25 protein-coding genes are annotated in these 26,413 nt (G+C 60.2%); 14 read left to right on the forward strand and 11 right to left on the reverse strand.

Translation table 11 applies throughout. The features are described 5' to 3' along the window. Positions 1–519 (reverse strand): TRAP transporter small permease subunit, encoded by a 519-nt coding sequence (locus tag R3F64_RS06600; RefSeq protein WP_085918962.1) that lies wholly within the window; start codon positions 517–519, stop codon positions 1–3. Between the two features lie 107 nt (positions 520–626). Continuing rightward, a complete protein-coding gene (gene dctP / locus R3F64_RS06605) occupies positions 627–1,622 on the reverse strand; it encodes a TRAP transporter substrate-binding protein DctP (protein ID WP_264824785.1) in 996 nt (331 codons plus the stop codon). A gap of 158 nt (positions 1,623–1,780) precedes the next feature. Here dctP and R3F64_RS06610 point away from each other — a divergent pair, with 158 nt between their 5' ends. From R3F64_RS06610 to R3F64_RS06640, 7 genes are all read left to right on the forward strand, one after another. Continuing rightward, positions 1,781–2,467, forward strand: coding sequence for a GntR family transcriptional regulator (locus R3F64_RS06610; RefSeq protein ID WP_332610545.1), 687 nt, complete (start codon positions 1,781–1,783; stop codon positions 2,465–2,467). 92 nt (positions 2,468–2,559) lie between these two features. After that, a complete protein-coding gene (locus R3F64_RS06615; RefSeq protein WP_332610547.1) occupies positions 2,560–3,564 on the forward strand; it encodes a GlxA family transcriptional regulator in 1,005 nt (334 codons plus the stop codon). Further along, the gene (locus R3F64_RS06620; protein ID WP_332610549.1) at positions 3,555–4,724 is read left to right on the forward strand and encodes an MFS transporter; all 1,170 of its coding nucleotides are present in this window, start codon (positions 3,555–3,557) and stop codon (positions 4,722–4,724) included. The genes R3F64_RS06615 and R3F64_RS06620 overlap by 10 nt, the downstream gene beginning before the upstream one ends. A 141-nt stretch (positions 4,725–4,865) precedes the next feature. Next, complete coding sequence (locus R3F64_RS06625) at positions 4,866–5,231, forward strand: hypothetical protein (protein ID WP_264824790.1); 366 nt, start codon at positions 4,866–4,868, stop codon at positions 5,229–5,231. Then, positions 5,231–5,404 carry a DUF1289 domain-containing protein gene (locus R3F64_RS06630; protein WP_085918968.1) on the forward strand — a complete coding sequence of 58 codons (174 nt, stop codon included), beginning with the start codon at positions 5,231–5,233 and terminating at the stop codon, positions 5,402–5,404. The genes R3F64_RS06625 and R3F64_RS06630 overlap by 1 nt, the downstream gene beginning before the upstream one ends. Before the next feature lie 117 nt (positions 5,405–5,521). Further along, a complete protein-coding gene (locus R3F64_RS06635; RefSeq protein ID WP_332610551.1) occupies positions 5,522–6,079 on the forward strand; it encodes a YgjV family protein in 558 nt (185 codons plus the stop codon). Positions 6,080–6,122: 43 nt separating this feature from the next. After that, positions 6,123–6,389, forward strand: a complete 267-nt coding sequence (locus tag R3F64_RS06640; protein ID WP_085918970.1) for a DksA/TraR family C4-type zinc finger protein — start codon at positions 6,123–6,125, stop codon at positions 6,387–6,389. A gap of 17 nt (positions 6,390–6,406) precedes the next feature. Here R3F64_RS06640 and R3F64_RS06645 read toward each other — a convergent pair whose 3' ends face one another. Continuing rightward, positions 6,407–6,691, reverse strand: a complete 285-nt coding sequence (locus tag R3F64_RS06645; protein ID WP_085918971.1) for a YrhK family protein — start codon at positions 6,689–6,691, stop codon at positions 6,407–6,409. Positions 6,692–6,902: 211 nt separating this feature from the next. Between R3F64_RS06645 and R3F64_RS06650 the strand changes: the two genes are divergently transcribed. After that, positions 6,903–8,150, forward strand: coding sequence for a GGDEF domain-containing protein (locus tag R3F64_RS06650; protein WP_332610554.1), 1,248 nt, complete (start codon positions 6,903–6,905; stop codon positions 8,148–8,150). A 38-nt stretch (positions 8,151–8,188) separates the two neighbouring features. Here R3F64_RS06650 and recQ read toward each other — a convergent pair whose 3' ends face one another. From recQ to R3F64_RS06680, 6 genes are all read right to left on the reverse strand, one after another. Further along, entirely contained in the window at positions 8,189–10,015 is a 1,827-nt protein-coding gene (gene recQ, locus R3F64_RS06655) for a DNA helicase RecQ (RefSeq protein WP_264824793.1), read from the reverse strand. Positions 10,016–10,079: 64 nt separating this feature from the next. Then, on the reverse strand, positions 10,080–10,922 hold the full coding sequence (locus R3F64_RS06660; protein ID WP_199284052.1) for a carbohydrate ABC transporter permease: 843 nt from the start codon (positions 10,920–10,922) through the stop codon (positions 10,080–10,082). Next, positions 10,919–11,803, reverse strand: coding sequence for a carbohydrate ABC transporter permease (locus tag R3F64_RS06665; protein WP_332610557.1), 885 nt, complete (start codon positions 11,801–11,803; stop codon positions 10,919–10,921). Before R3F64_RS06665 ends, R3F64_RS06660 begins: the two co-directional genes overlap by 4 nt. A 77-nt stretch (positions 11,804–11,880) precedes the next feature. Then, positions 11,881–13,164 (reverse strand): ABC transporter substrate-binding protein, encoded by a 1,284-nt coding sequence (locus R3F64_RS06670; protein ID WP_253026046.1) that lies wholly within the window; start codon positions 13,162–13,164, stop codon positions 11,881–11,883. A gap of 10 nt (positions 13,165–13,174) precedes the next feature. After that, entirely contained in the window at positions 13,175–14,332 is a 1,158-nt protein-coding gene (locus R3F64_RS06675) for an ABC transporter ATP-binding protein (protein WP_253026047.1), read from the reverse strand. Between the two features lie 111 nt (positions 14,333–14,443). Next, positions 14,444–15,862, reverse strand: a complete 1,419-nt coding sequence (locus R3F64_RS06680) for a sigma-54 interaction domain-containing protein (RefSeq protein WP_332610560.1) — start codon at positions 15,860–15,862, stop codon at positions 14,444–14,446. Between the two features lie 204 nt (positions 15,863–16,066). Between R3F64_RS06680 and speB the strand changes: the two genes are divergently transcribed. The 6 genes from speB (at position 16,067) to R3F64_RS06710 (ending at position 23,729) form a co-directional block, all read left to right on the forward strand. Next, complete coding sequence (speB, locus tag R3F64_RS06685) at positions 16,067–17,017, forward strand: agmatinase (protein ID WP_085919983.1); 951 nt, start codon at positions 16,067–16,069, stop codon at positions 17,015–17,017. Positions 17,018–17,149: 132 nt separating this feature from the next. After that, entirely contained in the window at positions 17,150–18,529 is a 1,380-nt protein-coding gene (locus tag R3F64_RS06690) for a YjiH family protein (protein WP_264824797.1), read from the forward strand. A gap of 10 nt (positions 18,530–18,539) precedes the next feature. Beyond that, entirely contained in the window at positions 18,540–20,198 is a 1,659-nt protein-coding gene (locus R3F64_RS06695) for a 5-guanidino-2-oxopentanoate decarboxylase (protein ID WP_332610564.1), read from the forward strand. Further along, the gene (locus tag R3F64_RS06700; protein ID WP_085919980.1) at positions 20,188–21,498 is read left to right on the forward strand and encodes a purine-cytosine permease family protein; all 1,311 of its coding nucleotides are present in this window, start codon (positions 20,188–20,190) and stop codon (positions 21,496–21,498) included. The genes R3F64_RS06695 and R3F64_RS06700 overlap by 11 nt, the downstream gene beginning before the upstream one ends. Beyond that, positions 21,495–22,229 (forward strand): MBL fold metallo-hydrolase, encoded by a 735-nt coding sequence (locus tag R3F64_RS06705; RefSeq protein WP_332610567.1) that lies wholly within the window; start codon positions 21,495–21,497, stop codon positions 22,227–22,229. Before R3F64_RS06700 ends, R3F64_RS06705 begins: the two co-directional genes overlap by 4 nt. Positions 22,230–22,241: 12 nt before the next feature. Further along, positions 22,242–23,729 carry an aldehyde dehydrogenase family protein gene (locus R3F64_RS06710; protein ID WP_332610569.1) on the forward strand — a complete coding sequence of 496 codons (1,488 nt, stop codon included), beginning with the start codon at positions 22,242–22,244 and terminating at the stop codon, positions 23,727–23,729. Positions 23,730–23,773: 44 nt separating this feature from the next. On the opposite strand, the gene R3F64_RS06715 is transcribed toward R3F64_RS06710, so the two are convergent. Both R3F64_RS06715 and R3F64_RS06720 read right to left on the reverse strand, forming a co-directional pair. Beyond that, positions 23,774–25,201 (reverse strand): FAD-binding oxidoreductase, encoded by a 1,428-nt coding sequence (locus tag R3F64_RS06715; RefSeq protein ID WP_442908817.1) that lies wholly within the window; start codon positions 25,199–25,201, stop codon positions 23,774–23,776. 26 nt (positions 25,202–25,227) lie between these two features. Next, positions 25,228–26,388: a fumarylacetoacetate hydrolase family protein gene (locus R3F64_RS06720; protein WP_332610571.1), complete on the reverse strand. Its 1,161-nt coding sequence runs from the start codon at positions 26,386–26,388 to the stop codon at positions 25,228–25,230. Positions 26,389–26,413: the final 25 nt, after the last annotated feature.

Genomic DNA, 26,413 nt, shown 5'->3' on the forward strand with positions numbered 1-26,413 from the left:
TCAGCCCTCCCCGCGCAGAATGTCGGCGACGTACTGTAACGCCAGCAAGGTCGTACCGACCGCCACAGGAAGCAGCGCCGGCCAAAGCGGTGGGTTCCACACCGAGCCGGTTGTCCATTCGCCGTGGAGCGCTTCGAAGAGGTAGACCCAACTGGCGTAGGCAAGCGCGGCGCAGAACGCGAAGCCAAACAGCGAGGCGATGGTAAGCATGATCTTGCGGCCCAGGCCGCCAATGGCATCGGGTAAGATGGTGATGGCCACGTGGCCTCCGGTCATGAGTACATAGGGGCTGCCCATCAGCATCGCCCCAGTCACGGAAAAAATCGTAAATTCGGTTTGCCAACTGGTGCTCCAGCCGAGCACGTAGCGCGTGAACACCATGTGACAGATGGCCAGCACCCCGGCGATAAACAGGGCGCAGGCGATGTAGGCTGAAAAGCGAGAAAGCTGGTCCATTGTCCGGATGTAGCCACCTATCAGGCCGCTGCGTGTTGCCGGAGTGTGCGTTGTTGTTGCCATACGTCCCTCATCAAGCGGTGTCATCAAGCGGGGTCATCAGATCGGGCAAGTCGTCAATCATGCCGACCATCCCGCAGGATGGTCGGACAGGTTGAATGCTGAGTGACTTATTCGACGGCTAGCGCCGCATCGATGATGGCTTGGCCGTTAGGGACGTTTTCGGCGAAGTTTTTATACGAGGTTTCACGGGCGATCTCGAGCCAGGCGTTGTAATCCTCTTCGGTCATCTTGACGACCTCAACGCCGTTTTCCTCGTAGACGTCGACCATCTGCTGGTCAATGGCGGCGGCCTCTTCGGCAAAGAACGCCTCGGCTTTTTCGCCAGCGTCCATCAACGCCGCCTGCTGCTCATCGTTGAGGTCCTGCCAGACTTGCTCGGAGATCAGGATGGGTTCGTACATGAACCAGAGGGCAAAATCGCCGGGCTCGGTCAGGCACTCGACCTGTTCGTAAAGACGATAGGACACAAACGACATGGAAGAGGTGTTGGCGGCGTCGAGTACGCCGGTTTGCATGGCGGTGTAGATTTCCGATGACGGCATTGAGGCGATGGACGCCCCGGCGGCCTCGAGCATTTCTTCAAATGCCGGCCCCGCTGCACGGAAAACCTGACCGTCCACGGTGTCGGGCGAGGTGATGCACTGCTCGCTGGAGGCAAAGCCGCCGGACAGCCAGGCATCGGCCAGCACGCGCGCACCGCCTTCCTGAATGACATCCTTGATCATGTCCATGTATTCCGAATCATTAAGACGCTGGGCGTGCTCGTGGTTGCGCACCAGCCCGGGCATCAGCGTGGCGGAAAACTCCGGGTGACGGCCGCTGGCATAGTCGAGCGGCAGTGAGGTGATATCCAGCCGTCCCCGCGCCAGCGCGCCCCATTGCTCGCGCGCCTTGAACAGTGATTGGCCAGGATAGACTTCTATTTCAAGGCCGACGTCAGCGTTGGCCACTTCCTCGGCCATCATCTGGACCATTTCGTCGCGCACATCGCCCTGGCCACCAGGAAACTGGTGGGATGCGCGCAGTACGGTATTGGCTGAGGCGTGCGAAGCGGCGATTGCCAGTCCTAAAGCGGCGGCAGTGACTAGGTGGTTACGTTGCATGTGGCGTCTCCAACGGTTGTTGTTGTGGTCTTGGATTGGCTTTTATGTATTCATCAGCCGAGCTGATATATACATCAATAGGCGCTACGTATGCTAATGTCAACTTTATGACATATTCTTTATGTACAATTTAGCGCTGCCAATAAAGGGGGTGACGCATGCCAGGCTCGAAACGCTCCAACGCCCAGCGGCTCAAGGATTCACTGGAAGACGACATCATTAACGGACGCCGTTCGCCCGGCGAGCGGCTTGATCCGGAAACCCTGGGGGCGGAGTTCAACGTCTCACGCACCCCGGTTCGAGAGGCGATTCAGCAACTGGTGGCCAGTGGTTTGGTGACGGTCTCCCCCAAAAAGGGCACCTTCGTTGCCAGGGTAGGCATCGACCAACTGATCGAGATGTTTGAGGTCATGGCCGAGCTGGAGGGTATGTGCGGTCGGCTGGCCGCACGGCGCATTACCGATCAGGAGTTGTCTGCCCTGCGTGAGGCGCATCAACGCTGCGAAGCGGCAGCGCTGGCGGGGGACACCGATGAGTATTACTACGAGAACGAAGGTTTTCACGACTGTATCTACACGGCGAGCCACAACACCTTTCTCGCCAGCGAGGCACGCCAGCTCAAGCAGCGCCTGAAGCCGTATCGACGGTTGCAACTGCAGGTTCGCCAGCGCGTGCACAACTCGCTCAGCGAGCACCAGGCTATTTTCGATGCCATCGAATGCGGCGATGCGGTACGTGCCCAGCAGGCGCTCAGCTATCACGTATTGATCCAGGGCGAGCGCTTCAGCGACTTTGTGTCCAGCGTGCGCCGGATGGAAGGCGCGCCCGTCAGCCAAACGGGCTAATCGGCCAATGTCTTAATCGGTGGGGTAATCGTCCTTGCCGACATTCTGCCAAACGGTGACACTCTCTTCTATCTGCTGAAGGGAGAACCACCGTGTCACGCCATATTGCGCTAATCGCTTATCCCGACTGCCAACTGCTCGATGTGAGCGGCCCCTGGCAGGTATTTGCCACGGCTAATGAACTGAGCCAACGTCCGCTCTATCAATTGACGCTTGCTGCCGATGTGCCTGGCAAGTTGATGACCAATGGCGGTTTGGCGCTTGATGCCAGTCATTCCCTCGACCAGCTGGCAGCGTTACCGCCGCTGGATACCCTGCTGGTGGCGGGCGGCAGCGGCGTGGCCCGTCAATGCGAGACGCCCGAGATGCTGGCGACGCTGCGCGCGCTCGCCCCGCAGGTGCGACGCCTGGGATCTATCTGCAGTGGCGCTTTTTTGCTGGCGGCGGCTGGGCTTCTGGACGGCCTGCGCGTGACCACCCATTGGCGATACGCCGACGCGCTGGCCAACGCCTACCCGTCACTCAAGGTAGCACCGGACGCACTCTACGTTGAAAGCGGCGGACGCTACACCAGTGCTGGCGTAACGGCGGGGATCGATCTGGCACTCTCGTTGTTGGAAGCCGATCACGGCGCCGAGCTTGCCGGGCGCGTGGCCCGCGAGCTGGTGGTGTTCTTGCATCGCCCTGGCGGGCAATCCCAGTTCAGCGAGATACTGCGCGGCCAGCAATCCGCGGGCCCGCTGCGCCGCCTGCTTGACCACTTGCATGCCGACCCCGCTGGCGAACATGCCGTGGATCAAATGGCGGCTTTCATGGCCGTTACGCCGCGCCATCTGTCGCGGTTGTTCAGGCGGTATCTGAACACCACACCGGGCGCTTATCTGACGCAGTTGCGGCTCGAACAAGCTCGCCTTGCCTTACTCGACACGCATCAGCCCGTCGCGTTGGAGCGGTTAGCAGCGCGCTGGCGGCTGGGCGGTGCCGAGCAGCTGCGCCGACAGTTCCAGCGCTACTACGGGGTATCCCCCTCCGTCTATCGCCAACGCTTTGCGTCTTCCCATGCGGATTCCACCCTGGAGCATCACTCATGCCTTTAACCGTCACTCTGTTATCGCTCTGCCAGGCGCTGCTGGTCACCGGTAATGTCCTGCTGATTGCCGTTTCGCCGTTGATCGGGGCCTCTCTGGCGCCCAGCGCGTCATTGTCCACTGCACCGGTTGCCACCCAGTGGCTGGGATTGATGTGCGCCACCATTCCCGCCTCGCTGATCATGGCCAGGCTGGGCCGCAAGCGCGGGTTCATGCTGGGCAACATAGTGGGATTGGTGGGCGCGCTGGTGGCCGTTCAGGCGTTGATGAGCGAACGTTTTGGGCTGTTCCTGCTGGCGACCTGGTTGATCGGCATCGGCATTGGCTTTGGTCAGCTGTATCGCTTTGCCGCCGTGGAGGCGGCGCCTGCGCACCTGCGTGATCGGGCGATTGGCTTGGTGATGGGCGGCGGTGTCCTGGCCGCGTTTGCCGGGCCGTGGCTGGCAAGAGTCAGCCGGGAACTGGGTGAGGTGCCGTTTCTGGGCAGCTTTGCCGGTCTGGCTGCCATCTACGCCCTGGCGTTGGTGGTGCTGATCCTGACGCAATTACCGCCCTCTTCGCGCACCCACGGTGAAGGCACCGCCTTGCCGATGGGCAGGATAGTCCGCCAGCCCGGGTTTATTGTGGCGGTGAGCGCGGCGATGGTCGGTTACGGCGTGATGAATCTGGCCATGACCGCAACGCCGCTCGCCATGGCGGGAGCGGGGCACGATTTCAACCACGTCTCGATGACCATTCAGTGGCACGTGGTGGCCATGTTCTTGCCTTCGTTCTTTACGGGTCACTTGGCCACTCGCTTCGGTGCCAAACGGATCATCGTGGTAGGCTGCCTGCTATTGGTGGCAAGCGCACTGGTCGCTCAGTTGGGTATCAGTCTCGCCGGTTTCAACGTGGCGCTGATGCTGCTGGGCCTGGGGTGGAACTTTACGTTCCTGCCCGCCACCGGGCTGCTCACCGAAAGCTACCGGCCGGTGGATAAAGCCCGTACTCAGGCCGCCAACGAGTTTCTGGTGTTTGGCACCGCCGCTACCACTGCTCTGATGGCGGGGCCATTGGTCAGCAGCCTGGGCTGGGCAATGCTAAACCTGCTGTTGATGCCTGTCGCGCTGGTGCCCGTGATGGTGCTGGTGTGGCAGTACCGAGCCCGGTTGGCAAATGCCACGCGGTGATCGTCAAGGCGCTTGGCGAGCTGTTGGGAATGGCAACGGACTGGTGCTTGGCACGGGGATGCAGGCGTTGCCGGGTGTCTCCCGGCAGTCGGCCAGCGGTTCGGATTACTTCTCTACACACACGAACGAGCAGGAACACTCATGATTGCCAAACGGGAACGCGGCAAACTGGAGCGCCAGCTAATTGCTGCGCTGACCGATGCCTGCGAACAGGCCAAAGCGGAGGTGGTTGGGTTTGTCTGGCTGACCCACTGCGTTGACTATCAGAACTTCCCCGCAAGCCTTGTCGTTATCTGGGTATTTGATACTGATGCACACCTGGCTTCAGCGCTGAAAGGAGGCGACAAGCAGCGCCTTCATGACCTTACGGCCAATGCCCTGGTTGATGCGGGCGTGGCAGTCGACAGCGTTAGCCAGCATATCGATTTCGATAGTGAGCAGTCGTGCCAGCACACTCACGGTGGCGACTGGCAGCGCCGGTTGCGCTCCCGTGCCGCGAGGCACTGATGGCCAAGAAAATCGACAGTCCCTGCATCTCGGCTTGCCAGTTGAAAGGAGGCATGTGCACTGGCTGTGGGCGCAGTATTGAAGAGATCCGCCACTGGAAGTCGATGAAGCGGCCCGAAAAACTATCCGCCATCAAGCGGGCCGAACAGCGGCGCAAAAAACTCAACAAATAGCGTTTAGGCTTGGGTTGGTCACCGCTCTAGCTGTTGCCAATGGCCGCCATTGGCCAGAGGCAGTGACGGTAACGACGTGGTAGCCTGGGGCAAAGCCGACCTAGGAGCCCTGTCGTTATGCTTGAAACATTCAGCCACAGCGTCCTGGCTGGTCAGTTCTTTGGCCTGGTCGCCCTGGTGATTTGCCTGGTGGCATTTTCAAGCAAGCACGATGACCGCCTGCTGGTGCTGCTGATCTCGGCCAACGTGGCCTTTGCGCTGCAGTTTGTGTTCTTCGGGAGCTGGACCGCCGCTGCGCTGACGGTGCTGGTGATCGTACGCATCGTGCTGGCTCGGCGCTTTCTGGGCAGCAAGCCGGTCATGGCGGGAGTACTGGCGGTCAGCGGTATCGCGGCATGGCTTACCTGGCAGAGCTGGATCGACGTCTTGCCCCTAGCGGCCATGGTGCTGGGCACGCTGGGCATGTTCCTGCTGCGCGGCATCGCCATGCGCGTCTTCCTGGGGCTGGCGGCCCTGGCATGGATGCTCAACAACCTGCTGATCGGCACGATTGGCGGCACGCTTGCCGAAGCCCTGATCGTGATCACCAATATCATTACCATCATTCGGCTGGCGCGCGCCAAGCGCAAATACCCCGAGGTGTTCGAGGGCGTCGAGCAACACGACCCGTCCTAGCTGCTATGCTGAAAGAGGTTTTAACCTAGCGAGGAGCGCGGCCATGGCCGGTGGATGGGCAAAAGACGGCGCTGAACAAGCGCAGATAGAAAGCACCTTGGAAGACGCGGTGCAGCGAGCCCGCAGCCAATTGCCCCGGGGCGAAAGCCTGGACACCTGCGAAGAATGTGGCGAGCCGATCCCCGAGCCCCGCCGCAAGGCCATTCCTGGCGTTCGGCTGTGCGTGGACTGCCAGGCGGCCGTGGACAAGAAGCAGGCAAGCGTCAGCGGCTATAACCGTCGAGGCAGCAAGGATAGCCAGCTGCGCTGAGTGGTCTTCCTAGTCGGCTAGGCATCGTGATTGGTGTCCGGCAGTTGCTTGAAGTAGATATAGCGATGCAGGCGAATCGCCGGGCGTAACAGCAGCTGCACGCTGCCGATCACGAACAGCCAGACGCCCAGTGTTCTGAGGCTGCCTTCGTAGAAAAAGCAGACGCTGCCGATGGTGAACCAGATCCCCAACATGAAATCATTCAGAATGCTCAGCGCTTCATAGCGTTGGTGCACCACCAATTCCCTGTGTCCGAGTGTGAACGTCCAGTCGCGTGTCTTGGGGTCCTGTTCGCGCTGCATGCCTTTTCTCCTTAATCAATAGCGGATGCTTTCGCCGAGAGGCTGATGAGCGCCTCATACAAAAGTGTCACACGCGTTTAATCAGCGTCGGCGTATCCATTATAACTTGATGCTATCGTGGCTTTGCATAACCGTCTTCAAAGTAAAGTACTGTGCCCACTAACGCGGCATTGATGCGAAAGGTGAGCTGGTTGGGTCATAGGGGTGAGGCATGGTCAATGACGTGTTGCTCAAAGACGTCGAAGACGAGCTTGGACGAGGTTCCTGGCGATTACGCTTTGCCGACCATGTAGAAGCGCATTTCGAGGCCGATACGCAGCGTCAGCGCAGCCGAAACATGGTGGTGGCAGGGCTGATAGCGGCGTTTATCTATAATCTCTTCCTGATCAACGACTTCAGTTTTCGTCCCGATGCGTTTACCACCGCGGTGGCGTTGCGGGCGGGGGTAATGCTGCCCGTCGGGCTGACTATCCTCTGGTGGGTATATCGCGGGGTTTCGCCTCGAACTCGCGAATTTCTGATGGCCAGCACGGTGATCTGTGCCACGCTAATCTCCTGCATGATTCTTGTCTCGTCCACCGCGCGCTACTCCTACCTGGATGTGTTCTCCTTCGGGCTCATTCTGGTGGTGGGTAATATCGTCTATTCGTTGCGTTTCGGCTATGCGCTGGCGTCCTCAGTGCTCAGCGTTCTGATTATCGTGGCGTTTGTGATTAACTACGCCCCAATGCCGCTGGAAATCAAGCGACTGGCCATCTTTACCCTTCTGGCCAATGGGGCCTTCACGCTGGTGGCCAACTATCGTCTCGAGCGCAGCGAACGGCTTGCCTATCTGCATGTGTTGCGGGAAAAGCTGCGCGCAGGTCATTACCTGAAAAACAATGAAATGCTCTCCCAACTGTCGCTGACCGATCCGCTGACGAACCTGGCCAACCGTCGCCAACTCGATATGGAATTTGCGACGCGCTGGCGTGAGGCCGTTGATAAAAACGCCTGGCTAGGGCTCATGGTGATCGATATCGACCACTTTAAAGCCTACAACGACCGTTATGGGCACCTTCAGGGTGATGACTGTTTGCGTCAGGTGGCCAGGGCTATGCAGCTGAATAGCCGCAGCGCCGATCTGGTAGTGCGGTTTGGCGGTGAGGAATTCGTTGTGCTCATGGCGGAAGCGTCGCCGGAAGCTGCCGAGCCCGCGGCCGAGCGTATCCGTCGCGGCGTCGAAGCCCTGCAGATAGCCAATGCCGGGGTCTCGCCTCAGGCGGTTGTCACGGTCAGCGTGGGCGTGGCGGTGCTGCCCCCAGAGGCAAACATGACCGCTGACGATATACTCTCCCACGCCGATCAGGCCCTTTATCAAGCCAAGCGCTGGGGCCGTAATCGTATCTGGGTGGCTAACCCGGTTGATTTACCAAACGCCGATGACGCTGCTGGTGACTTATGTAGATCAGCACGGTAGCGCCTATCAGCAATGCCATGGCCTGAGGACACGCGGGTTCAGCTGCTTTGCTCGGTTTCCTGATGCGTCAGGATAACGTTCAGAAAGCCCTCGCCGTAGTCCGTCAGCTTGCGCGCGCCGATGCCGGAGATGGCGCCCAGTGCCGCCAGGCTCTGAGGGGTCTGCTCGACCATCTCGGCCAGGGTGGCGTCGTGGAAAATCACATAGGCAGGTACGCCCTGGGCTTCAGCCAGTTCACGGCGGTGCTGACGCAGGGCTTCCCACAGCGGGCCGTGGCCCTGCGGCACAGAGGTGCTTTTGCTTCCCCGTCGAGTTGCCTTGGCTTTGCTTGGTTTGCGCAGGGTGAGGGTCTGCTCGCCGCGCAGCACCGGCTTGGCATTGGCAGTTAGCTTGATGCCGCCGTGCCCCTCCATATCCACGCTCAAAAAGCCGCTGGCAATCAGTTGGCGAAAGAGCGCTTTCCATTCGCTGGCCGCGAGGTCTTTACCAATGCCGAAGGTGCTGAGGCGGTCGTGGCCAAAGCGGGTGATACGCTCGTTGCTTTTGCCTAGCAGGACATCCACGAGGTAGGTCACGCCGAAGCGCTGTTCGGTGCGGTAGACACAGGAGAGCGCCTTTTGCGCCGCCACGGTGGCCTCCCATGTCTCGGGTGGCGTCAGGCAGTTGTCGCAATTGCCGCAGGGGGCGTCCAGGTGATCGCCAAAATAGTTCAACAGCGCCTGGCGGCGGCAGCTGATGATCTCGCACAGTCCCAGCATGGCGTCGAGCTTCTGCTGCTCAATGCGCTTTTGATGGTCAGCGGCGCTGGAGTCCTGCTGCATCTGGCGCAGCGTGATCACGTCCTGAAGCCCGTAGGCCATCCAGGCATCGGCGGCCAGGCCGTCGCGCCCGGCCCGGCCGGTCTCCTGGTAGTAGGCTTCGATGCTCTTGGGAAGGTTGAGGTGGGCGACGAAGCGCACGTCCGGCTTGTCGATGCCCATGCCAAAGGCGATGGTGGCCACGACGACCACACCCTCTTCGCGCAGAAAGCGGGTCTGGTGGTACTGGCGCTGCTCGGGGGGAAGCCCCGCATGGTAGGGCAGTGCCGTCAGCCCCTGGCGCTCCAGCCAGGCGGCGGTTTCCTCCACCTTGCGCCGGGAAAGGCAGTAGACGATACCCGCCTCGCCGTCGTGGTGCTCACGAATAAAGCGCAGCAACTGCTCCTTGGCGTTACCCTGATTCTCGGCGATATGGTAGCGAATGTTGGGCCGGTCAAAGCCGCTGTTGTAAAGCGCCGCTTCCTGAAGCTGCAGATGCTCCATGATATCGCCCCGGGTGGGCACATCGGCGGTGGCGGTGAGGGCGATGCGCGGCACGTGGGGGAAACGCTGATGAAGCTGGGAAAGCTGGCGATACTCGGGGCGGAAATCGTGGCCCCACTGGGAGACACAGTGGGCCTCATCAATGGCGAACAGCGCAATCCGGGTCTGCTCCAGTAGCATCTGCATACGCGGCGTGGCCAGCCGCTCGGGCGCGACATACAAAAGATCCAGTTCCCCCGCTCGCAGGCGGTTCTCAACCTCGACCGCCTCGTGATAATCGAGGCTGGAGTTAAGGTAAGCCGCCCTGACCCCGTTCTGTTGAAGTGCCGCTACCTGATCCTGCATCAACGCGATCAGCGGCGAAACCACAATGGCGGTGCCTTCGCGGAGTAGCGCCGGGATCTGATAGCACAGCGACTTGCCTCCGCCGGTGGGCATCAGCACCAGCGCATCGCCACCGGCGATCACATGCTCAATGATCGCCTGCTGCGGGCCGCGAAAGCTGTCGTAGCCAAATACCTCCTGCAGTACCTTGAGGGCTGCCGGGTGAGGGTCGCCGTGCATCAATGCTCTCCTTGTCTCGTGCCTGAGAGAGAATTGTCGCACGAAAAACCCGAGGGGCGTCTGCCTAGCGAATCCCCGCCCGTAAAAACGACTGCACGAACTGGCGCTGGAAGAGCAGGAAGGCGACCAGTAGAGGGGCGATACTCAACAGGGTGGCGGCACTCACCGTCGCCCAGTTAACGCCGGTTTCTGGTGCCGAAAAGACGCCCAGCCCGACGGTTAACGGACGGCTCTCTACCGAGTTGGTGACGACGAGTGGCCACAGGAAATTGTTCCAGTGGTGGCTGATCGAGACCAGGCCGTAAGCCAGGTAGGTGGGCTTGGCCAGCGGTACATAGACCTTCCACAAAATTTCCAGCCAGTTGCAGCCTTCGATGCGCGCAGCGTCCTCCAACTCCCGGGGGATGGTCTTGAACGTCTGGCGCAACAGGAAAATCCCGAAAGCACTGGCCACGTAGGGCAGGCCGATCCCGGTGATGGTGTCGATCAAGCCCAGCCCGCTGGCGATACGGTAGTTCTCGACGATCAGTACTTCGGGAAACACGAACAGCTGAATCAGCACCAGCATGAACAGGACGTTCTTGCCGGGCACCGGAAAACGGGCAAACGCGAATGCCGCCAGGGTACAGACCACAAACTGGGCGAATACCACGCCGGTCACCAGTGCAAAGGTGTTCAGGTAGTAGCGGGCAAAGGGCGCCTGTGACCAGGCATCGGTGAAGTTTTCCAGCGTCAGCGGGGCGAATATTTCAAAATTCACCATGAATTCGCTGGGATGAAAGGCGGCCCAGAACGCATACAGCAGCGGAAAGACCCAGATAACCGCCAGCAGCCATGCGGCCACCGTTTCAAGCGACGGAATGGAGACATAACGAGAGCGGGGCGCAGTGGTCGTTGTGGTGTTCATTGGTAGTGCGTCCTGCGATCAAGGATCGTGAACTTCAGCGTTGCGACCACGGCGAGCACCAGAAGAATCACTACCGTAATGGTCGCCGCCGTGGTGCGGTCGAAGAACGAGAAGGCATTTTCGTAGACGTAATAAAGCAGCAGGTTGGTGGCGTTGTTGGGCCCACCCTTGGTCAGGATAAACAGGTGATCCACCACGCGTACCGCGTTGATCAGCGCATTGATCAATACAAAGAGTGTGGTGGGCATCAGTAGCGGAAAGGTAACCCGCCAGAAGAAGCTCCAGCGGCCGGTCCCTTCAAGGTCAGCGGCTTCCTTGAGTTCCGGTGGAATACTCTGTAGCGCGGCCAGGTAGAAAATCATGAAGAAACCGGCTTCCTTCCACACCGACATGACGATCACCGAGCCGAGGGCCACGCTTGGATCGCCCAGCCAATTCACGCCGGAAAATCCCAATGTTTCCAGCAGGCTATTGAACAGGCCGATCTGCGGTGCATAGAAAAACATCCAGATATTGGCGGCGGCGATCATCGGCAGGATGGTCGGCGTGAAATAGGCCATACGCACGAAGCCGCGACCCGGCAGCTTGCCGTTGACGAACAGCGCCATGCCCAGTGCCAGGGCGATGGAGGTGGGGATGGTGCCTAGCGCATAGAGCAGGTTGTTACGCGCTACCTGCCAGAAGGTTGGGTCGTCGAACAGCACCTGATAGTTCTCGACCCCGACAAACGCTGCGGGCTCGCCGCGAAAGCCGGGAAGAAAAAGACTGTTGATGACGGTCATGATGGTAGGCAAGTAGGCAAAGGCAGCCAGGAGTACGGCAGCGGGCAGTAACAGCAGCGCGCCGTACAGCTGTAATTTACCGTGGGCGGTTAGGGGCATGGCGGATCACCGCGAGTCGGAAAAGCCGGGGCGAACCCCGGCGAACATGGAAGCGTCCTGTTTTCTTCTAATGCGCCTTAGCGGGCGTAGCGGCGTAGCACTGCTTCGGCTTCCTGCTGCGCCTGGGTAAGGGCTTCTTCAGGGCTCATCTGTCCGGTCAGGGCGGCTTGCACGGCGTTGTCCAGGGCGCGGCGCACGCGGCCACCCTGGTAGGTGGAGAGCTCCGCCGTGCTGTGCTCCAGCTGATCCCGGGCGACGGCGGCGGGGGCGAAGTCTTCAACATAATCGCGCAGCGCCTCGGTCTCGTAGGCAGCGGGGCTGACGCCCATATAGCCGGTCTCGATCGACCAGGCAGCGGCGCGTTCCGGGGCGGTCATCCAGCGGATGAAGGTCATGGCCGCGCGCTGCTCTTCTTCCGTCGTATCCTTGAAGACGTAGAAGTTGCCACCGCCGGTGGGGCTGCCACGCTGGGTTTTCATGGGCAGCATGGCGACGCCGAAATCAAAATCGGCGTCGCTACGCACGGCGCTCAGGTTGCCCGTGGTGTGCCACATCATCGCGGTGGACTCTTCGATAAAGTTCTGGCGCAGCGTGCCCCATTCAATGGTGTCGTCAGGCATGGCATCGTGCTCATCGGCCAGCGATACCCAGTATTCAAGCGCTTCAATGGCGGCAGGGTCATCAAAATAGACCTCGGTGCCGTCTTCGCTCATCAGCCGGTGGCCGTTCTGGAAGGCGAAGGCCTGGAACATCCAATAGGGATAACCGGTGGAGGGCACCATGACGCCCCACTGTTCGCCATCGGAAGCCTCGCGCACGGTGGCGGCCATTTCGGCCATCTGTTCCCAGTTTTCGGGGGGCGTCTCAGGGTCGAGTCCGGCGGCTTCAAAGGCGTCCTTGTTCCAGAACAGCACGATGGTGGAGCGCTGGAAGGGAATGCCGTAGGTCTTGCCGTCCAATCGGCCGTTTTCCATCAGGCCGGGGTAGAAGCTGTCGAGCCATTCGCGTTCTGCGTCGCTTTCGACCAGGTCGTCGAAGGCCACAATGGCATCTTGCTCCAGCAGTTCGTAGAGGTCGATGGAGAACATCACCGACAGCTGTGGCGTATCACCCGCTTCCATCGCCGACATCGCCCTCACCCGGGTGTCGTCGTAGTTGCCGGCGTAGATGGCTTCGACGTCGATATCAGGATGCTCATTTTCGAAATCCTCTACCAAGCCATCGACTACATCGGTTAACGCACCGCCGACGGCGACCGGGTAGTACATGGTCAATTCGACCGGGTCGTTGGCAGCGGCCTGACCGGCGCTTAGCAGACCAGCGGTTAGGGCAGAAAGAGCAAAGGGGATACGGGCACGCATGGGGAACACCTCAACGTTGGGATTGGAGCTGGGAGTGGCGGGTTTCGTCTTGCGATGAACCGATGGGTAACTCGCTTTCCGTCGGAGCAGTGGGCATCAGTGAGTAAGCGGTCAGGTCGTCACGACGCAGGCCATCCTCGGCGAAGAGGTGCGCGGCGGACGCAGGCCAGCCGATCCGGCAGTGCTGGCCGGTAATCGCATGGCGGCCGCGCAGCCGGATCCGCAGGGTATGTTGGCCGACCGCCAGATGGGCGATGGTGTCGGCCCCCAGGTATTCGTCGCTGAGCACCTTTGCCGGTACGCCGGAGGCTGATTCAGGGCGTAGCTCGATATCTTCCGGGCGGATGCCCAACTGACCGTTGGCCGCTTCCAGCGGGGCAACCGGCATGTCGGATTCGCTATCAATCACAGCGCCGTGTTCGCCAGCCACCAGTGGCAGCAGGTTCATGGCAGGGCTGCCGATAAAGCTGGCGGCGAAGGCACTGGCCGGGCGGTTGTAAAGCTCGTCAGGGGTGCCGTCCTGCACGATCTTGCCGTGCTGCATCAGAATCACACGGTCGCCCATGCTCATGGCCTCGACCTGGTCATGGGTGACGTAGATCACCGTCATGTTCAGACGGCTTTGCAACGCCTTGATTTCCCGGCGCATATCGCTGCGCAGCCGGGCGTCCAGGTTGGATAGCGGCTCGTCCATCAGGCAGATGGGATGTTCGGAAATCACCGAGCGGGCCAGTGCCACCCGCTGGCGCTGGCCGCCGGAAAGCTGGGCGGGTTTGCGGTTCAGGTGGTCGGTGAGGTCAACGAGTTCGGCGACCTTGGCCAGCCGCTCGCGCTGCTCGGCTTTGGGTACCTTGCGGCTGCGCAGGCCAAACACGATGTTGTCGGCCACACTCAAGTGCGGAAACAGCGCGTAGGACTGGAACACCATGCTCAGCCCGCGATCCCCCGGCGGCAGGCGGGTGACGTCGCGATCGCCGATATAAATACGTCCGTCGCTGGCCTCTTCCAGGCCTGCGATCATGCGCAAGGTGGTTGATTTACCGCAGCCCGAGGGGCCGAGCAGAATGACAAATTGCCCGGGCGTGACATCGAAGGAGATACCGTCGACGGCGGGTGTCGCGTCCCAACGTTTGGTAACGCGTTCCAGGCGGATACGCGATTGCTCCATAACACTCATCACCGGCTGTTGGTTGTTATTGATCCAGCTTGTGTTGAAGGTGTTGCAGTTGCATGACACTTACATGGATGGTTGATGACAGCCGTCGTGTCAAGCAGAAGATCACTTGGCGACTTTAATGCCATAACGCTGGAGCCTGCGTACCACGCTGGATTGGCTGATGCCCAGCCGTTCGGCGATGGCGTAGGTGCTGGGCAGCGTGGTGCTTAATTCTTCAAAGGTTTCCCGCTCCAGCCGCGCGAGATACTGTTTGAGGGTTTCATGGGGCTCGATGGGTGACGTCTTGGAGGAAGTTGGTGCGTTTGCCAGATTCGTGGCGGGGTGTTCCGCTTGGGGATGAACGGTCGGCGTTTCGATTTGATCGGTGGGGCTTGAAAGCCAGGCTCTTTCCAGCCAGTTCTCCAGCTCGCGGACGTTGCCGGGCCATTCACTGCCCATCAGAGTCGACCATACCTGATTGCCCAGGATTTTCTGCCGCCCATAGCGCTGGTTCAGCCGGTTCAGACAGGCCTCTACCAAGTCGGGTATATCCTCGCGGCGGTCTCGCAGCGGGGGCAGGGTGACGGGGATGACATTAAGACGGTAGTAAAGGTCCAGCCGAAAGTGCCCGGCTTCGACCTGCTTGGCCAGGTCCTGGTTGGTGGCGACGACCAAACGGAAATTCACCCGCCTTGGGCGGGTATCGCCCAAGCGGGTCAGGCTGCCATCCTGGATCACCTTGAGCAGTTTGGTCTGCATCAGTAGCGGCAGCTCGCCGATCTCATCCAGAAACAGCGTGCCGCCTTCGGCCTGCTCCAATAGGCCCGCTTTGCCCTGCCGCGCGGCGCCGCTGAAAGCGCCTGGCTGGTAGCCGAACATCTCCGACTCGAAGAGGTTCTCGGGGATGGCCGAGCAGTTGACGTCGATAAAGGGGCCGTCACAGCGCTGGCTCCAGCGGTGCAATTGTCTGGCGAAGGCGGTTTTCCCCACGCCGGACTCCCCCAGCATCAGCACATTGGCATCCGAGGGCGCCACGCGCTTGAGCAGCAGGGCAATTTCCCGCATGACGTTGCTTCTGACCTGGAGGTCATCCAGGGCGTCATCCAGCGCCTGTTCTTCGGCATCGGGGGCGGCATGGCTGCGCTTCAAGTGTTCGCTGAAGCGTTTTTGCAGCAGGGCGTATTCATCTTGCAGCAGTTGCAGGTCGGTAAGATCCCGGGAGCGGCTGATGACGCGCTCAAGTTTACCCTCCACAAAGACGGGGTAGGCTTCAGCAATGACGCGTCGGCCTGTCCCGGTGACCTGCATAAGCTGCGCAGGTTGGCGCGTGCGCATCACTTCCAGCGTAATCGACGGCTTCAGTACCCCAGCGGCCTGTAGCTGTTGAACGCTGCTGGCAAGCAGTTCCTCCCGTGATAACCCGTAAACCGCTTCGGCGCCTGGGCTGATATCCAGCACGCGGCCGTCGCCACCAACGATGAAGAAATGGTCGTTGGCTGTTTCCACGATGGTTTGCAGGACGCAGCTATCGATGTCGCTCACCAGGGGCTCCTTTGATGCGTTTCTGAATCGATAATGCATTCTTGAATCAAGCGGCCCTATTTTCAATGCATTTTTGCATCACAAGAGCTTTTTAACGACGCTCAATGGCGGTCTGTGCGCGAAATGGAAGTTGGCACGGTACCTGCAGTATTCAACAGTAGTCAGGCCGGATATGGCTCAATCAATAACAAGCTGGAGATGAGTATGTCGGACTTTAATCAGCCGATGGGCGGCAACAGCATGCCACGCTTTGCCGGCCCCGCGACCATGATGCGCCTGCCTACGCAGGAGACGGCTCAGGGGTTGGACGCCGCCTTTATCGGCATTCCCATGGATATTGGCACGTCAAACCGCCCGGGCACACGCCTTGGGCCGCGCCAGATCCGCGATGAGTCGCGCATGCTGCGCCCCTACAACATGGCGACCCGCGCGGCCCCCTTTGAAAGCCTGCAGGTGGCAGACATCGGCGACGTACCCATCAATACCTTTCACCTGCCGAAAAGCGTCGACATCATTACCGCGTTTTACGACGAGGTGCTCAAGCATGACTGCATTCCGCTGACCCTTGGCGGCGAACACACGCTGACACTGCCGATACTGCGCTCCATTGCCAAGAAACATGGCCCGGTGGGGCTGATCCACGTCGATGCCCACGCCGATGTGAATGAGCACATGTTTGGCGAGCCGATTGCCCATGGCACGCCGTTTCGCCGTGCCCAGGAAGAGGGGCTGCTGGCCGCCAACAAGGTCGTGCAGATAGGCCTGCGGGGGACGGGATACGCCGCGGAAGATTTCGACTGGTGTCGTGAGCAGGGCTTCCGCGTTGTGCCCGCCGAAGAGTGCTGGTACCGCTCGCTGGCGCCGTTGATGAAGGAAGTGCGCGAACAGATGGGCGATATCCCGGTATACATCAGCTTTGATATCGACTCCCTGGATCCGTCGGTTGCCCCTGGCACCGGCACGGTGGAAATGGGCGGCCTGACGTCTTCCCAGGGGCTCGAGATCGTCCGGGGCGCGTCAGGCTTGAACATTGTCGGCGGTGATCTGGTGGAAGTCTCTCCCCCCTATGACACAAGCGGCAACACGGCATTAATGGGGGCCACGCTGCTGTATGAAATGCTCTGCGTACTGCCGGGCGTGAAGACCGGCAGTTAATTCGATAATTGCGATAAAAAGCGCCGACTTAACAAGGCGTAGACGATAACGATGCAAGTTAAGAAGCGGTGTTGTCCGCCGCTTCAGAAATCGCCAGCTCACCTCCAATAAACCTTCAATACAGGTGAACCCATGTCCTCGCATGTGCAGTTAGACGAGCCAAGCGCCGATGAACCGATCCAGCGGCGCCATCTCATTAAATTCTTAATTCCCTCCCTGATTGGGGTGCTGTTGTTCTTGGTGCCCTTTCAGGTAGGCGACACCATTAACATCGGCATGGGCCTGATGGCCGATGGGTTGCAAAACCTGCTGGGAGCGGCGCTGCCTGCTATCGCCACGGTGGTATTGTGCTTCTCGGTCGTCGCCACGCTGTACGCCAAACTGGTGAACCCTTCCTGGGCGAAATCGGGCGTGCTGAACGAAATGTTTCACGTCGGGCCTGTATGGCTGGGTATGCGCATCCTGGGCGCGCTGTTTGCCTTGATGACGTTTTTTCAGGTAGGCCCCGAATTCGTCACCGCATCGTTTACCGGTGGCGTGATGCTTAACGATCTGGCGCCGGTGCTACTGACCTTCTTCTTCTTTGCTGCGCTGCTGCTGCCGTTTCTGGTCGAGTTCGGCTTCATGGAGTTTATCGGCAGCCTGGTGCGCAAGCCGTTTCGGGTGATTTTCAACCTGCCGGGTCGCAGTGCTATCGATGCCACCGCGTCGTGGATGGGGTCGGGTACCGTCGGCGTACTGATTACCACGCAACAGTATGAGCAGGGCTACTATAACGGCCGCGAAGCCTCGGTGATTGCCTCCAACTTTTCGGTGGTCTCGATTGCCTTTGCGCTGCTCGTGACCAGCTTTGTGGATATTAACCACCTGTTTGTGCAGTTTTATTTCACGGTGGTCGTGGCGGGGTTGATCGCCGCGGTGATCGTGCCGCGTTTGCCGCCACTGTCGCGCAAAGCCAATGACTACTATGAGCCGGTAGGGTGCCAGATCAGCGAAAAACCCACCGCTAAAATAGGTCTGTTGCGTTACAGCTTGCTGCAAGCCACGCGTCGCGCCGCCGGTGCGCCGGGGCCAAGGGAGCTGGCAAAGCTGGCGCTGCTGAACGTCATGGATATTTTCCTCGCACTGCTGCCGCTGGTGTTTGCCATTGGCACGGTAGCGCTGATTCTCGCCGAATTTACCCCGCTGTTTACCTGGCTTTCCTATCCCATGGTCCCGGTGCTGGAGCTGCTGCGAATTCCCGAGGCAGAAGCGGCAGCGCCCGCGACGCTGGTGGGCTTTGCCGACATGTTTCTGCCGGCGGTACTGGCGACCAATATCGAAAGCGAGCTGACCCGCTTTGTGATTGCCTGCCTGTCGCTCACTCAGTTGATTTACATGTCGGAAATCGGCGCGCTGCTGCTCAAGTCGAAGATCCCGATCAAGCTCTGGGAACTGGTGGCGATCTTCCTGCTGCGGACCGCCATTACGCTGCCGATCATTGCCTTTATGGCCCATACGTTTTTCTTCTAAGGGGCCTGCAATGAACACTAGCGTAACGAGCAATCAATCCACCATAAGCTGTGCCGAGCTGCTGGTTCATTTGCTGCGCGATACCTACGGTGTCAGCACACTGTTCGGCATTCCCGGCGTGCATACCGTGGAGCTTTATCGCGGGCTGGAAGGCAGCGATGTGCAGCACATCACTCCGCGCCATGAGCAGGGTGCGGGGTTTATGGCCGACGGCTATGCCCGGGCCAGCGGCAAGCCGGGCGTTTGCCTGATTATCACCGGGCCAGGAATGACCAATATGGCCACCGCCATGGGCCAGGCCCTGGCGGACTCCATTCCCATGCTGGTGATCTCCAGCGTCAATCGCCGCGATACGCTGGGTTTGGGCCAGGGGCGGCTCCACGAGCTGCCTAGCCAGCAGCAGATGATCAGTGGTGTGGCGCGATTCAGCCATACGCTGCTGGACGCCAACACGCTGCCCGAGGTGCTGGCCCGTGCCTTTGCGGTCTTTAATGGCGCACGCCCTGGCCCGGTGCATATCGAAATCCCCATCGACTTGTTTAATGCGCCGGTAAATGAACCGGCCAGTTGGCAGGCACCTACGCTCTATCGTGCTGCTCCCGACCCGGAAGGGCTTGCCGAAGCCGCCCGTTTGTTGCATGCAGCGAAGCAACCCTTGGTACTGTTGGGCGGTGGCTGCGTGGCAGCGCCAGAGGCGGCGCGAGCACTGGTAGAACAGCTGGATGCGCCCACGGTCACGACCATCAATGCCAAAGGCCTGCTGGGCCGTGACCATCCGCTGGATCTGGGGGCTAACGCCGCGCTACCCGCGGTGCGTGAACTGGCGGTCAATGCCGATGTGATTCTGGCGGTGGGTACCGAGCTTGGTGAGACCGATTATGACGTGGTGTTTGATGGTGGCTTTCATCTTAATGGTGCGCTGATCCGGATCGATCTCGACCCTGAGCAACTGGTGCGCAATCAGCGAACGACATTGGGGCTGGTGGGGGACGCCGGACGCAGTCTTGAACGTCTGTTGGCGCATTTCCCAGACGCAATGCAGCGTAATGGCATTGAGCGAACGGCTAACGCCTTGAGCGCGCTGAATCTAGAAAACGATCCTGCCTTCAGCGACTTTGTCCCGCTCTACGACACCCTGGCCGAGCATCTGCCTGGGGCGATATTGGTAGGTGATTCCACCGCGCCGGTGTATGCCGGCAATCACCTGGTTAGCCAGCCAGCGCCGAGGCGTTATTTCAACGCCTCAACGGGCTACGGCACCTTGGGCTATGGGCTGCCGGCGGCGCTGGGCGCTCAGTTGGGTCGCCCTGATCTACCGGTGGTGGCCTTGGTAGGCGATGGTGGGGTGATGTTTACCCTCGCTGAGATAGCAACAGCGGTAGAGGAGCGTCTGCCGGTGGTGATCGTGCTGTGGCACAACGCCGGTTACGAAGAGATTCGCCGCTATATGGATGCCAACGGCGTTGCCCGCCTGGGCGTGGACCTTCAGGCGCCGAACTTTCTCACTCTGGCCGAAGGCTTTGGTTGCCCGGGGGTGCTCGTAGAAAGCCCCGCCGAGTTGGCTAAAGCGCTCACCAACCACGAAGCGAACGGGCCGTTACTGATCGAGATAAACGCCGCCGCATGGCAAACAAACCTGATCGAAACAGGAGACAACAATGAAGAATAATCATGTATTAGGCCAGGATACGCTGTCGGCAGACGACGTGGAACACAGTCTCGGTCTGCCTGGAACCTTCGCGCTGTGGTTGGGCGCCAACGTCGTTGTTACCACCATATTGACCGGTATGTTCTTGGTGCCGGATCTCACTTTTCAGCATGCCATGCTGCTGATCGCGGTAGGCTCGGCGATCGGCATTATCCCGCTGGTGTTGATCGGGGTCATGGGCCAGCGAACCGGGATGACGACCATGGTGCTGGCGCGGGGTACCTTCGGTAGAAAAGGCGCCAACTTTCCTGCCTGGGTGAACCTGCTGGCGCTGATTGCGTGGAGCTGGATTCAGGCGCTCTTGGCAGGCATGAGCCTCGACTACGCGGTGGAGAGCCTGACGGGCTATTCCAATGTGGCGCTGTTTACGGTGTTGTGCGAATCCCTGGTGGTGCTGATCGCCCTTCGCGGACACTTGGGTATCGAAAAGGTCGAGAAAATCGCAGCGCTGTTAATGGTGGGGCTATCGGCGGTGGTGCTGTTTGCGCTCAATCGCCATTACGACCTGCCAAGCATTACCCAACTGGAGCCGGAAGGCGTGCTGGGCGGCGGCGTGATCTTCGATATCGTCGTGGCCACTGCTTTTTCCTGGATACCGCTCGCGGCGGACTATAATCGCCACTGCCGTACGTTGAAGGCAGCGGTCGTCGGTACCTGGGGCGGCTATGTGACGGCCACCTTGATTGCCATGGGGCTGGGCGCCACGGTCTCGGCGCTATCCATCGCCGAAGGCATGGAGCAGACCTACGATCCCACCGCCCTGCTGAGCGGTTTCGGGTTTGGGCTGCCGGCGGCGCTGGTGATTTTCTTTTCAGTACTGACGACGAACGTCATGTGTGTCTACAGCGCGACGCTTTCATTCATGAGCGTGCGCCCCAAGGTGCCGTTCTGGAAGCCAGCGTTGATCATTGGCGTCGTGTCCGTGATCGGTGCACTGATCCCCGGTATTCTCGATCAGTTCCAGACGTTTCTACTGATTATTGGCAGCGTCTTTATTCCCGCCTTTTCGCTGATGATCGTCGATTACTTCCTGCTGGGTCGCCAGCGCTACACCTCGGCGCAACTGATTCAACAGGCCGATAGCCTGCCTGCATTTAACTGGCTGGCGTTGGGCAGCTATGCGGTAGGGGCGCTTTTGGCGTATTACTGGAACTGGGTGGCACCGCTGGACTTTGGTGCTTCGCTGCCCGTGTTTGTGATTACCGGCGGGCTCTATTACGTTGTCAGCAAAGTAGCCATCACCAGGCGAGCGACAGCATGAACTTGACGCGTATTGACGAACACCAGTGGTACCGTACCGCCGCCAAGGCGGACGGTATTACCTTGATCGACGAGCCGTGGATCAAGCCGTTTTATCGCTGCAATATCTGGCATGTCCAGGGCAGCGAGCGCGGTATGGTGGTGGATTTTGCTCTGGGTGCCATACCGCTGCGCCAACACGTTGCGCTGCTTAGCCAGCGTGACATCTTGGCAGTGGCCAGCCATACCCACTTTGACCATATTGGTGCGGCCCATGAATTTGATTGCTGCCATGTGCATCGGGCTGAGGCAGACATTCTGAATTCGCCGGATAATACACGCACCCTGGCAGCGCAGTTTCTCAGCGACGACATGTTCGAAGCGTTGCCGCCAGCGCCCTATTCCCACGAACGCTACCGCATTACCGCGCCGCAAATGGTGTGCCCATTAGAGGATGGTGAGGTGTTGGATTTAGGCAATCGACAGTGGGAAGTGATTCATACCCCAGGGCATTCTCCCGGCGGTATTGCGCTATGGGAATCCGCGACGCAAACCTTGATCTCGGGCGACCTGATTTACGATGGTCCGTTGATTGAAGACCTGTGGCACAGCGACCTCACCGACTATGCCGCCAGTATGCGACGGCTTAGAGAGCTGCCGGTGCGCACGGTGCATGGCGGACACTTCCCCAGTTTTAGCGGCCAGCATCTCAAGCAACTTATCGATGATTGGCTACGCCAACACGACCTTTAAAGGAGTCACCCGGTGTCTACGTTTTCAAGCGCGGAACACGCTTCGCTGCCAGATAGCCAGATTCTTGATCACCAATTCATCAACAACCAATGGGTCGTCTCCCAGGGTACCCGTCTGCTCGACGTGATGAACCCTTACCGCGAAGAACGCATTGCCCAGGTGACCGCTGGGGATACGGCGGATGTCGATGCCGCCGTCAACGCCGCCCAGCAGGCGCAGCCCGGCTGGCAGGCGCTCGGCGGTGCCGCACGGGCGGCGTTCCTGGAAAAGTTCGCCGACGCGCTGGAAGCCCGCCGGGGTTCGATCCTCACGCTTTCAGCGACCAACAACGGTAAACCGCTGGCGGAAGCGGGCATTGATCTTGACGATGCGATTGCCTGCTATCGCTACTACGCCGGGCAGGCCAGGGCGCTGGATGCCCGCCAGGGCGAGTTGGTCAGCGTGGAAATGGAGGGTGTTGAAGCCCGCTGTTACCACGACCCTGTCGGCGTGGTAGGGCTGATTGCCCCGTGGAACTTCCCACTGGTGACCAGCGCCTGGAAGCTGGCCCCCGCTTTGGCCGCGGGCTGTACGGCCGTGCTCAAACCCTCAGAAGTGACGCCGCTCCCCGAGCGGGTGCAGGCAGAAATTGCTCTGGAAATCGGTCTGCCCGCGGGCGTGCTGAATATTCTCAACGGCGACGGCGAAGGCATTGGCGCGCCGCTGACCCACCATCCCGATGTGGACAAAATTTCCTTTACGGGCAGCAACCGTGTCGGTGAAGCCGTCATGAAAGCCGCGGCCAGTCGCTCCGCCAACGTATCGCTGGAACTGGGGGGTAAATCCCCCGTTCTGGTGATGGAAGACGCTGACCCCGCTCAGGCCGCTGATTGGGTGATGGCAGGCATCTACTTCAACGCCGGGCAAATCTGTTCCGCGACCTCGCGTTTATTGGTGCACAAAGATATAGCGGAAGCGCTCTACGCCGCCCTTGCCGAACGGATGGATGCGCTGACATTGGGCGACCCGCTGGCGGAAGGCACCGACTTAGGCCCGATGACCAGCGCCAGGCAGCGCGACGCGGTCCAGGGCTATCTGGACCTGGCTGAACAGGAAGGCCTGAAGGCAGTGCGCGATGTAAAACACCGCACGCTGCCAGAAAAAGGCTACTTCCTGGCGCCTACGCTCTACCGCGATGTGCCGGTGGACAGCCGCCTGTGGAAAGAAGAAATTTTTGGCCCGGTGCTCTGTGCACGAAGTGTCGTCAGCGAAGCTGAAGCCATCCAACTCGCCAACGACAGCGACTACGGCCTGGCGGCCACCGTCATCAGCGGCGACCCCGAGCGCGCCAAACGCATTGGCCGACAGCTCAAAGCCGGCAGCATCTGGTACAACAGCGAGCAACTGGTACTCCCCGAGACCGGCTGGGGCGGCTTCAAGCGCAGCGGCATCGGCCGCGAACTCGGCCCTTGGGGGCTCAGTGCGTACCTGGAAGTGAAGCATGTGGTGGGGCCTGCCTAGCTCTTACCTAAAGCGCCCGCTGACAATGTCAGGCGGGCCGCTTGCTAGTCATCTGCCGGCAAAATCCTGCCTGGGTTCATCAATCCCTTGGGGTCGAACAAAGTTTTAACCCCCTGGACCAACTCTTGCTCAAGTGGCGATAAGCGCGCCAGATAGGGCGCTTGCTTGGTGCGACCAATGCCGTGTTCGGCGCTGATGCTGCCATGGAAGTCGTCGAGCACGTCAAACAGTCGTTCTTCAAGGTCGTGGAGGTGGGCTTTTTTCTCACTGTCGGCCATGGCCATGGGCGGCAGGATATTGAAGTGCAGGTTGCCGTCGCCGACATGCCCGTAGGCAATGATCTCGCACTCGGGCGAAGCGGCCATCACTGTTTCGCTCGCCTGGGTAACGAAGTCGGGAAGTGCCGAGATGGGCACGGAAATATCGGTGCGCAGGTGCTCACCGCGCCGTCGCTGGCCTTCCAGCATACTTTCGCGGAACTGCCAAAGCTGGGCGGATTGGGTATCGCTTGATGCCAGGGCGCCATCAAGTACCCACTCCCGCTCCATGCCTGTTTCAAGCAGCTGTTCAAGCATAGCGCTTAGGTCGATCGGGCCTGTGGCGGCGACTTCCATCAACACATACCAGGGATAGGCGCTTTCCAGCGGGTCGCGCAGCTCAGGTGTGGCTTCGATGGCCAACTCGATGCAGCGGCGGGGAATCAGCTCGAAGGCGGTCAGCAGGTCGCAACAGTCGCGGCGTGCCAGACCGTACAGATCGATCACCGCCTGTACCGATGGCAGGCCGAGCAGCGCGGTGCGATTCTGGGTAAGGCGTGGGGAGAGTTTAAGTGCCGCGCCGGTGACGATGCCCAGCGTGCCCTCGCTGCCCAGAAACAGCTGTTGAAGGTCGTAACCGCGGTTGTCCTTATGTAGGGCGTCAAGGCCTTCCCAGACGCGGCCGTCGGGGAGGACCACTTCAAGCCCCAGCACCAGCTCGCGCATCATGCCGTAGCGCAGCACGTTAAGCCCGCCGGCATTGGTGGCGATATTCCCCCCAATCTGACAGCTACCCTGGGCGCCCAGTGATAGCGGGAAGTCGCAGTCATGTTCCGCGGCGGCAAGTTTGACGTTTTCGAGAATGCAGCCTGCGTCTACGGTGATGGTGAAGTTGACCGGGTCAATGGCGCGCACGCGATTCAAACGCTCCAGGCTGATCACCAGTTCCTGGCCATTTGCGGCGGGCAATGCCCCGGCGACTAGGCCGCTGTGGCCACCCTGGGGCGTCATCGCAATGTCGTGTTCATAGCAGCGCCTGACCACCTCGGCGACTTGCTCGGTATTCGCCGGGCGGGCAACGGCAAGCGGTGTACCGAGCGTGTCCCCCGCCCAATCGCTGACATAGCGTGCTATATCATTGGGGTGACGCAATACACCGCTGTCGCCAAGCAGTGCTTTGAGTTCGTCAAGAAAGTCGTCGTTCGTCATTGCCATCTGTCGACTCTTTGATGATAGGGATGTTAGGCCAGATGGCGCATCAGTTCGCGAATGCCGTAGGTCCAGGGCGGCAACTGATCGCTTCTGCCCACCGGGTTGACCAGAGCGCCCAGGGCTGGAGTGGCGATGGTGACGCGGTCGCCAAGGTGATGGGTAAAGCCCTGACCTTCACCGTCACGGTCCTGAATCGGCGAGAACATGGTGCCCAGAAACAGCATGAAGCCATCGGGGTATTGGTGATGGTCGCCGATGGTCTGGCTGACCAGGTCCAGCGGGTCGCGGCTGATTTCGCGCATATCGCTTTCGCCCTGGAGCAGGAAGTCGTCGTCCTCACCCTCGATACACAGCGATACCTGGCAATTGCGCACGCTGTCGATATCGAAGTGGTCGTCAAACAGGCGAATGAACGGCCCCAGTGAGCAGGAGGCGTTATTATCCTTCGCCTTGCCGAGCAGCAGGGCGCTGCGGCCTTCGACGTCACGCAGGTTGACGTCGTTACCCAGGGTAGCGCCGCGCACCTGGCCGCGGCTATCCACGGCCAGGACAATTTCCGGCTCGGGGTTATTCCACTGGGAGGCCGGGTGCAGGCCTACCGTCGTGCCAAAGCCCACCGAGGACAGCGGCTGCGCTTTGGTAAACACCTCGGCATCGGGCCCGATGCCGACTTCCATGTATTGCGACCAGCCGCCACGTTCCTGGAGCGCTTTTTTAAGCGACATCGCCTCCTCGGAACCAGGCTTGATCTTGGAAAGGTCTTTGCCTATGAGTGCCTGTAAGTCGCTGCGCAACTCGGCCGCCCTGGCCGAATCGCCGCCCGCCTGCTCCTCGATCACCCGTTCCAGCAGGCTGACAGCAAAGGTCACGCCGCAGGCCTTAACGGCCTGCACGTCGCAGGGGGCGAGCAGGTAAGGCGCCTGTGGCGGTGACTGTTGGGAGTTGGTGAGTAGCGTATCAAGGCTGCAAAGGCTCGGCCCTTCCGCTTTACGCACGACATCCAGCACATCGTCACGTTCCAACAGGTCGGCCATGGTCGGCCCCGACTGGGAAATATCGATAACCTGGCTATCGCGCACCGCGACCAGCGCGGGCCCAGGGCGTGGGCCCTCCTGCCATACGCGGCCAACTAACAAGGCTTTGTCCAGGTCAGTCGGCAGTAGTTCGTGTGGACTTATCATCGTTTGCATGCCTTATCCATATAGAGACTCAGTT

It is taken from the genome of Halomonas sp. 5021 (genome assembly GCF_036663435.1).
In the GTDB taxonomy this organism is placed as follows: Bacteria; Pseudomonadota; Gammaproteobacteria; order Pseudomonadales; family Halomonadaceae; genus Vreelandella; species Vreelandella janggokensis.

What these genes read in the sequence shown, in the direction of transcription:
- R3F64_RS06600 (WP_085918962.1), bottom strand. Translation starts at nt 519, where the DNA reads ATGGCAACAACAACGCACACTCCGGCAACACGCAGCGGCCTGATAGGT.
- dctP (WP_264824785.1), bottom strand. Translation starts at nt 1,622, where the DNA reads ATGCAACGTAACCACCTAGTCACTGCCGCCGCTTTAGGACTGGCAATC.
- R3F64_RS06610 (WP_332610545.1), top strand. Translation starts at nt 1,781, where the DNA reads ATGCCAGGCTCGAAACGCTCCAACGCCCAGCGGCTCAAGGATTCACTG.
- R3F64_RS06620 (WP_332610549.1), top strand. Translation starts at nt 3,555, where the DNA reads ATGCCTTTAACCGTCACTCTGTTATCGCTCTGCCAGGCGCTGCTGGTC.
- R3F64_RS06625 (WP_264824790.1), top strand. Translation starts at nt 4,866, where the DNA reads ATGATTGCCAAACGGGAACGCGGCAAACTGGAGCGCCAGCTAATTGCT.
- R3F64_RS06630 (WP_085918968.1), top strand. Translation starts at nt 5,231, where the DNA reads ATGGCCAAGAAAATCGACAGTCCCTGCATCTCGGCTTGCCAGTTGAAA.
- R3F64_RS06635 (WP_332610551.1), top strand. Translation starts at nt 5,522, where the DNA reads ATGCTTGAAACATTCAGCCACAGCGTCCTGGCTGGTCAGTTCTTTGGC.
- R3F64_RS06640 (WP_085918970.1), top strand. Translation starts at nt 6,123, where the DNA reads ATGGCCGGTGGATGGGCAAAAGACGGCGCTGAACAAGCGCAGATAGAA.
- R3F64_RS06645 (WP_085918971.1), bottom strand. Translation starts at nt 6,691, where the DNA reads ATGCAGCGCGAACAGGACCCCAAGACACGCGACTGGACGTTCACACTC.
- R3F64_RS06650 (WP_332610554.1), top strand. Translation starts at nt 6,903, where the DNA reads ATGGTCAATGACGTGTTGCTCAAAGACGTCGAAGACGAGCTTGGACGA.
- recQ (WP_264824793.1), bottom strand. Translation starts at nt 10,015, where the DNA reads ATGCACGGCGACCCTCACCCGGCAGCCCTCAAGGTACTGCAGGAGGTA.
- R3F64_RS06660 (WP_199284052.1), bottom strand. Translation starts at nt 10,922, where the DNA reads ATGAACACCACAACGACCACTGCGCCCCGCTCTCGTTATGTCTCCATT.
- R3F64_RS06665 (WP_332610557.1), bottom strand. Translation starts at nt 11,803, where the DNA reads ATGCCCCTAACCGCCCACGGTAAATTACAGCTGTACGGCGCGCTGCTG.
- R3F64_RS06670 (WP_253026046.1), bottom strand. Translation starts at nt 13,164, where the DNA reads ATGCGTGCCCGTATCCCCTTTGCTCTTTCTGCCCTAACCGCTGGTCTG.
- R3F64_RS06675 (WP_253026047.1), bottom strand. Translation starts at nt 14,332, where the DNA reads ATGGAGCAATCGCGTATCCGCCTGGAACGCGTTACCAAACGTTGGGAC.
- speB (WP_085919983.1), top strand. Translation starts at nt 16,067, where the DNA reads ATGTCGGACTTTAATCAGCCGATGGGCGGCAACAGCATGCCACGCTTT.
- R3F64_RS06690 (WP_264824797.1), top strand. Translation starts at nt 17,150, where the DNA reads ATGTCCTCGCATGTGCAGTTAGACGAGCCAAGCGCCGATGAACCGATC.
- R3F64_RS06695 (WP_332610564.1), top strand. Translation starts at nt 18,540, where the DNA reads ATGAACACTAGCGTAACGAGCAATCAATCCACCATAAGCTGTGCCGAG.
- R3F64_RS06700 (WP_085919980.1), top strand. Translation starts at nt 20,188, where the DNA reads ATGAAGAATAATCATGTATTAGGCCAGGATACGCTGTCGGCAGACGAC.
- R3F64_RS06705 (WP_332610567.1), top strand. Translation starts at nt 21,495, where the DNA reads ATGAACTTGACGCGTATTGACGAACACCAGTGGTACCGTACCGCCGCC.
- R3F64_RS06715 (WP_442908817.1), bottom strand. Translation starts at nt 25,201, where the DNA reads ATGGCAATGACGAACGACGACTTTCTTGACGAACTCAAAGCACTGCTT.
- R3F64_RS06720 (WP_332610571.1), bottom strand. Translation starts at nt 26,388, where the DNA reads ATGCAAACGATGATAAGTCCACACGAACTACTGCCGACTGACCTGGAC.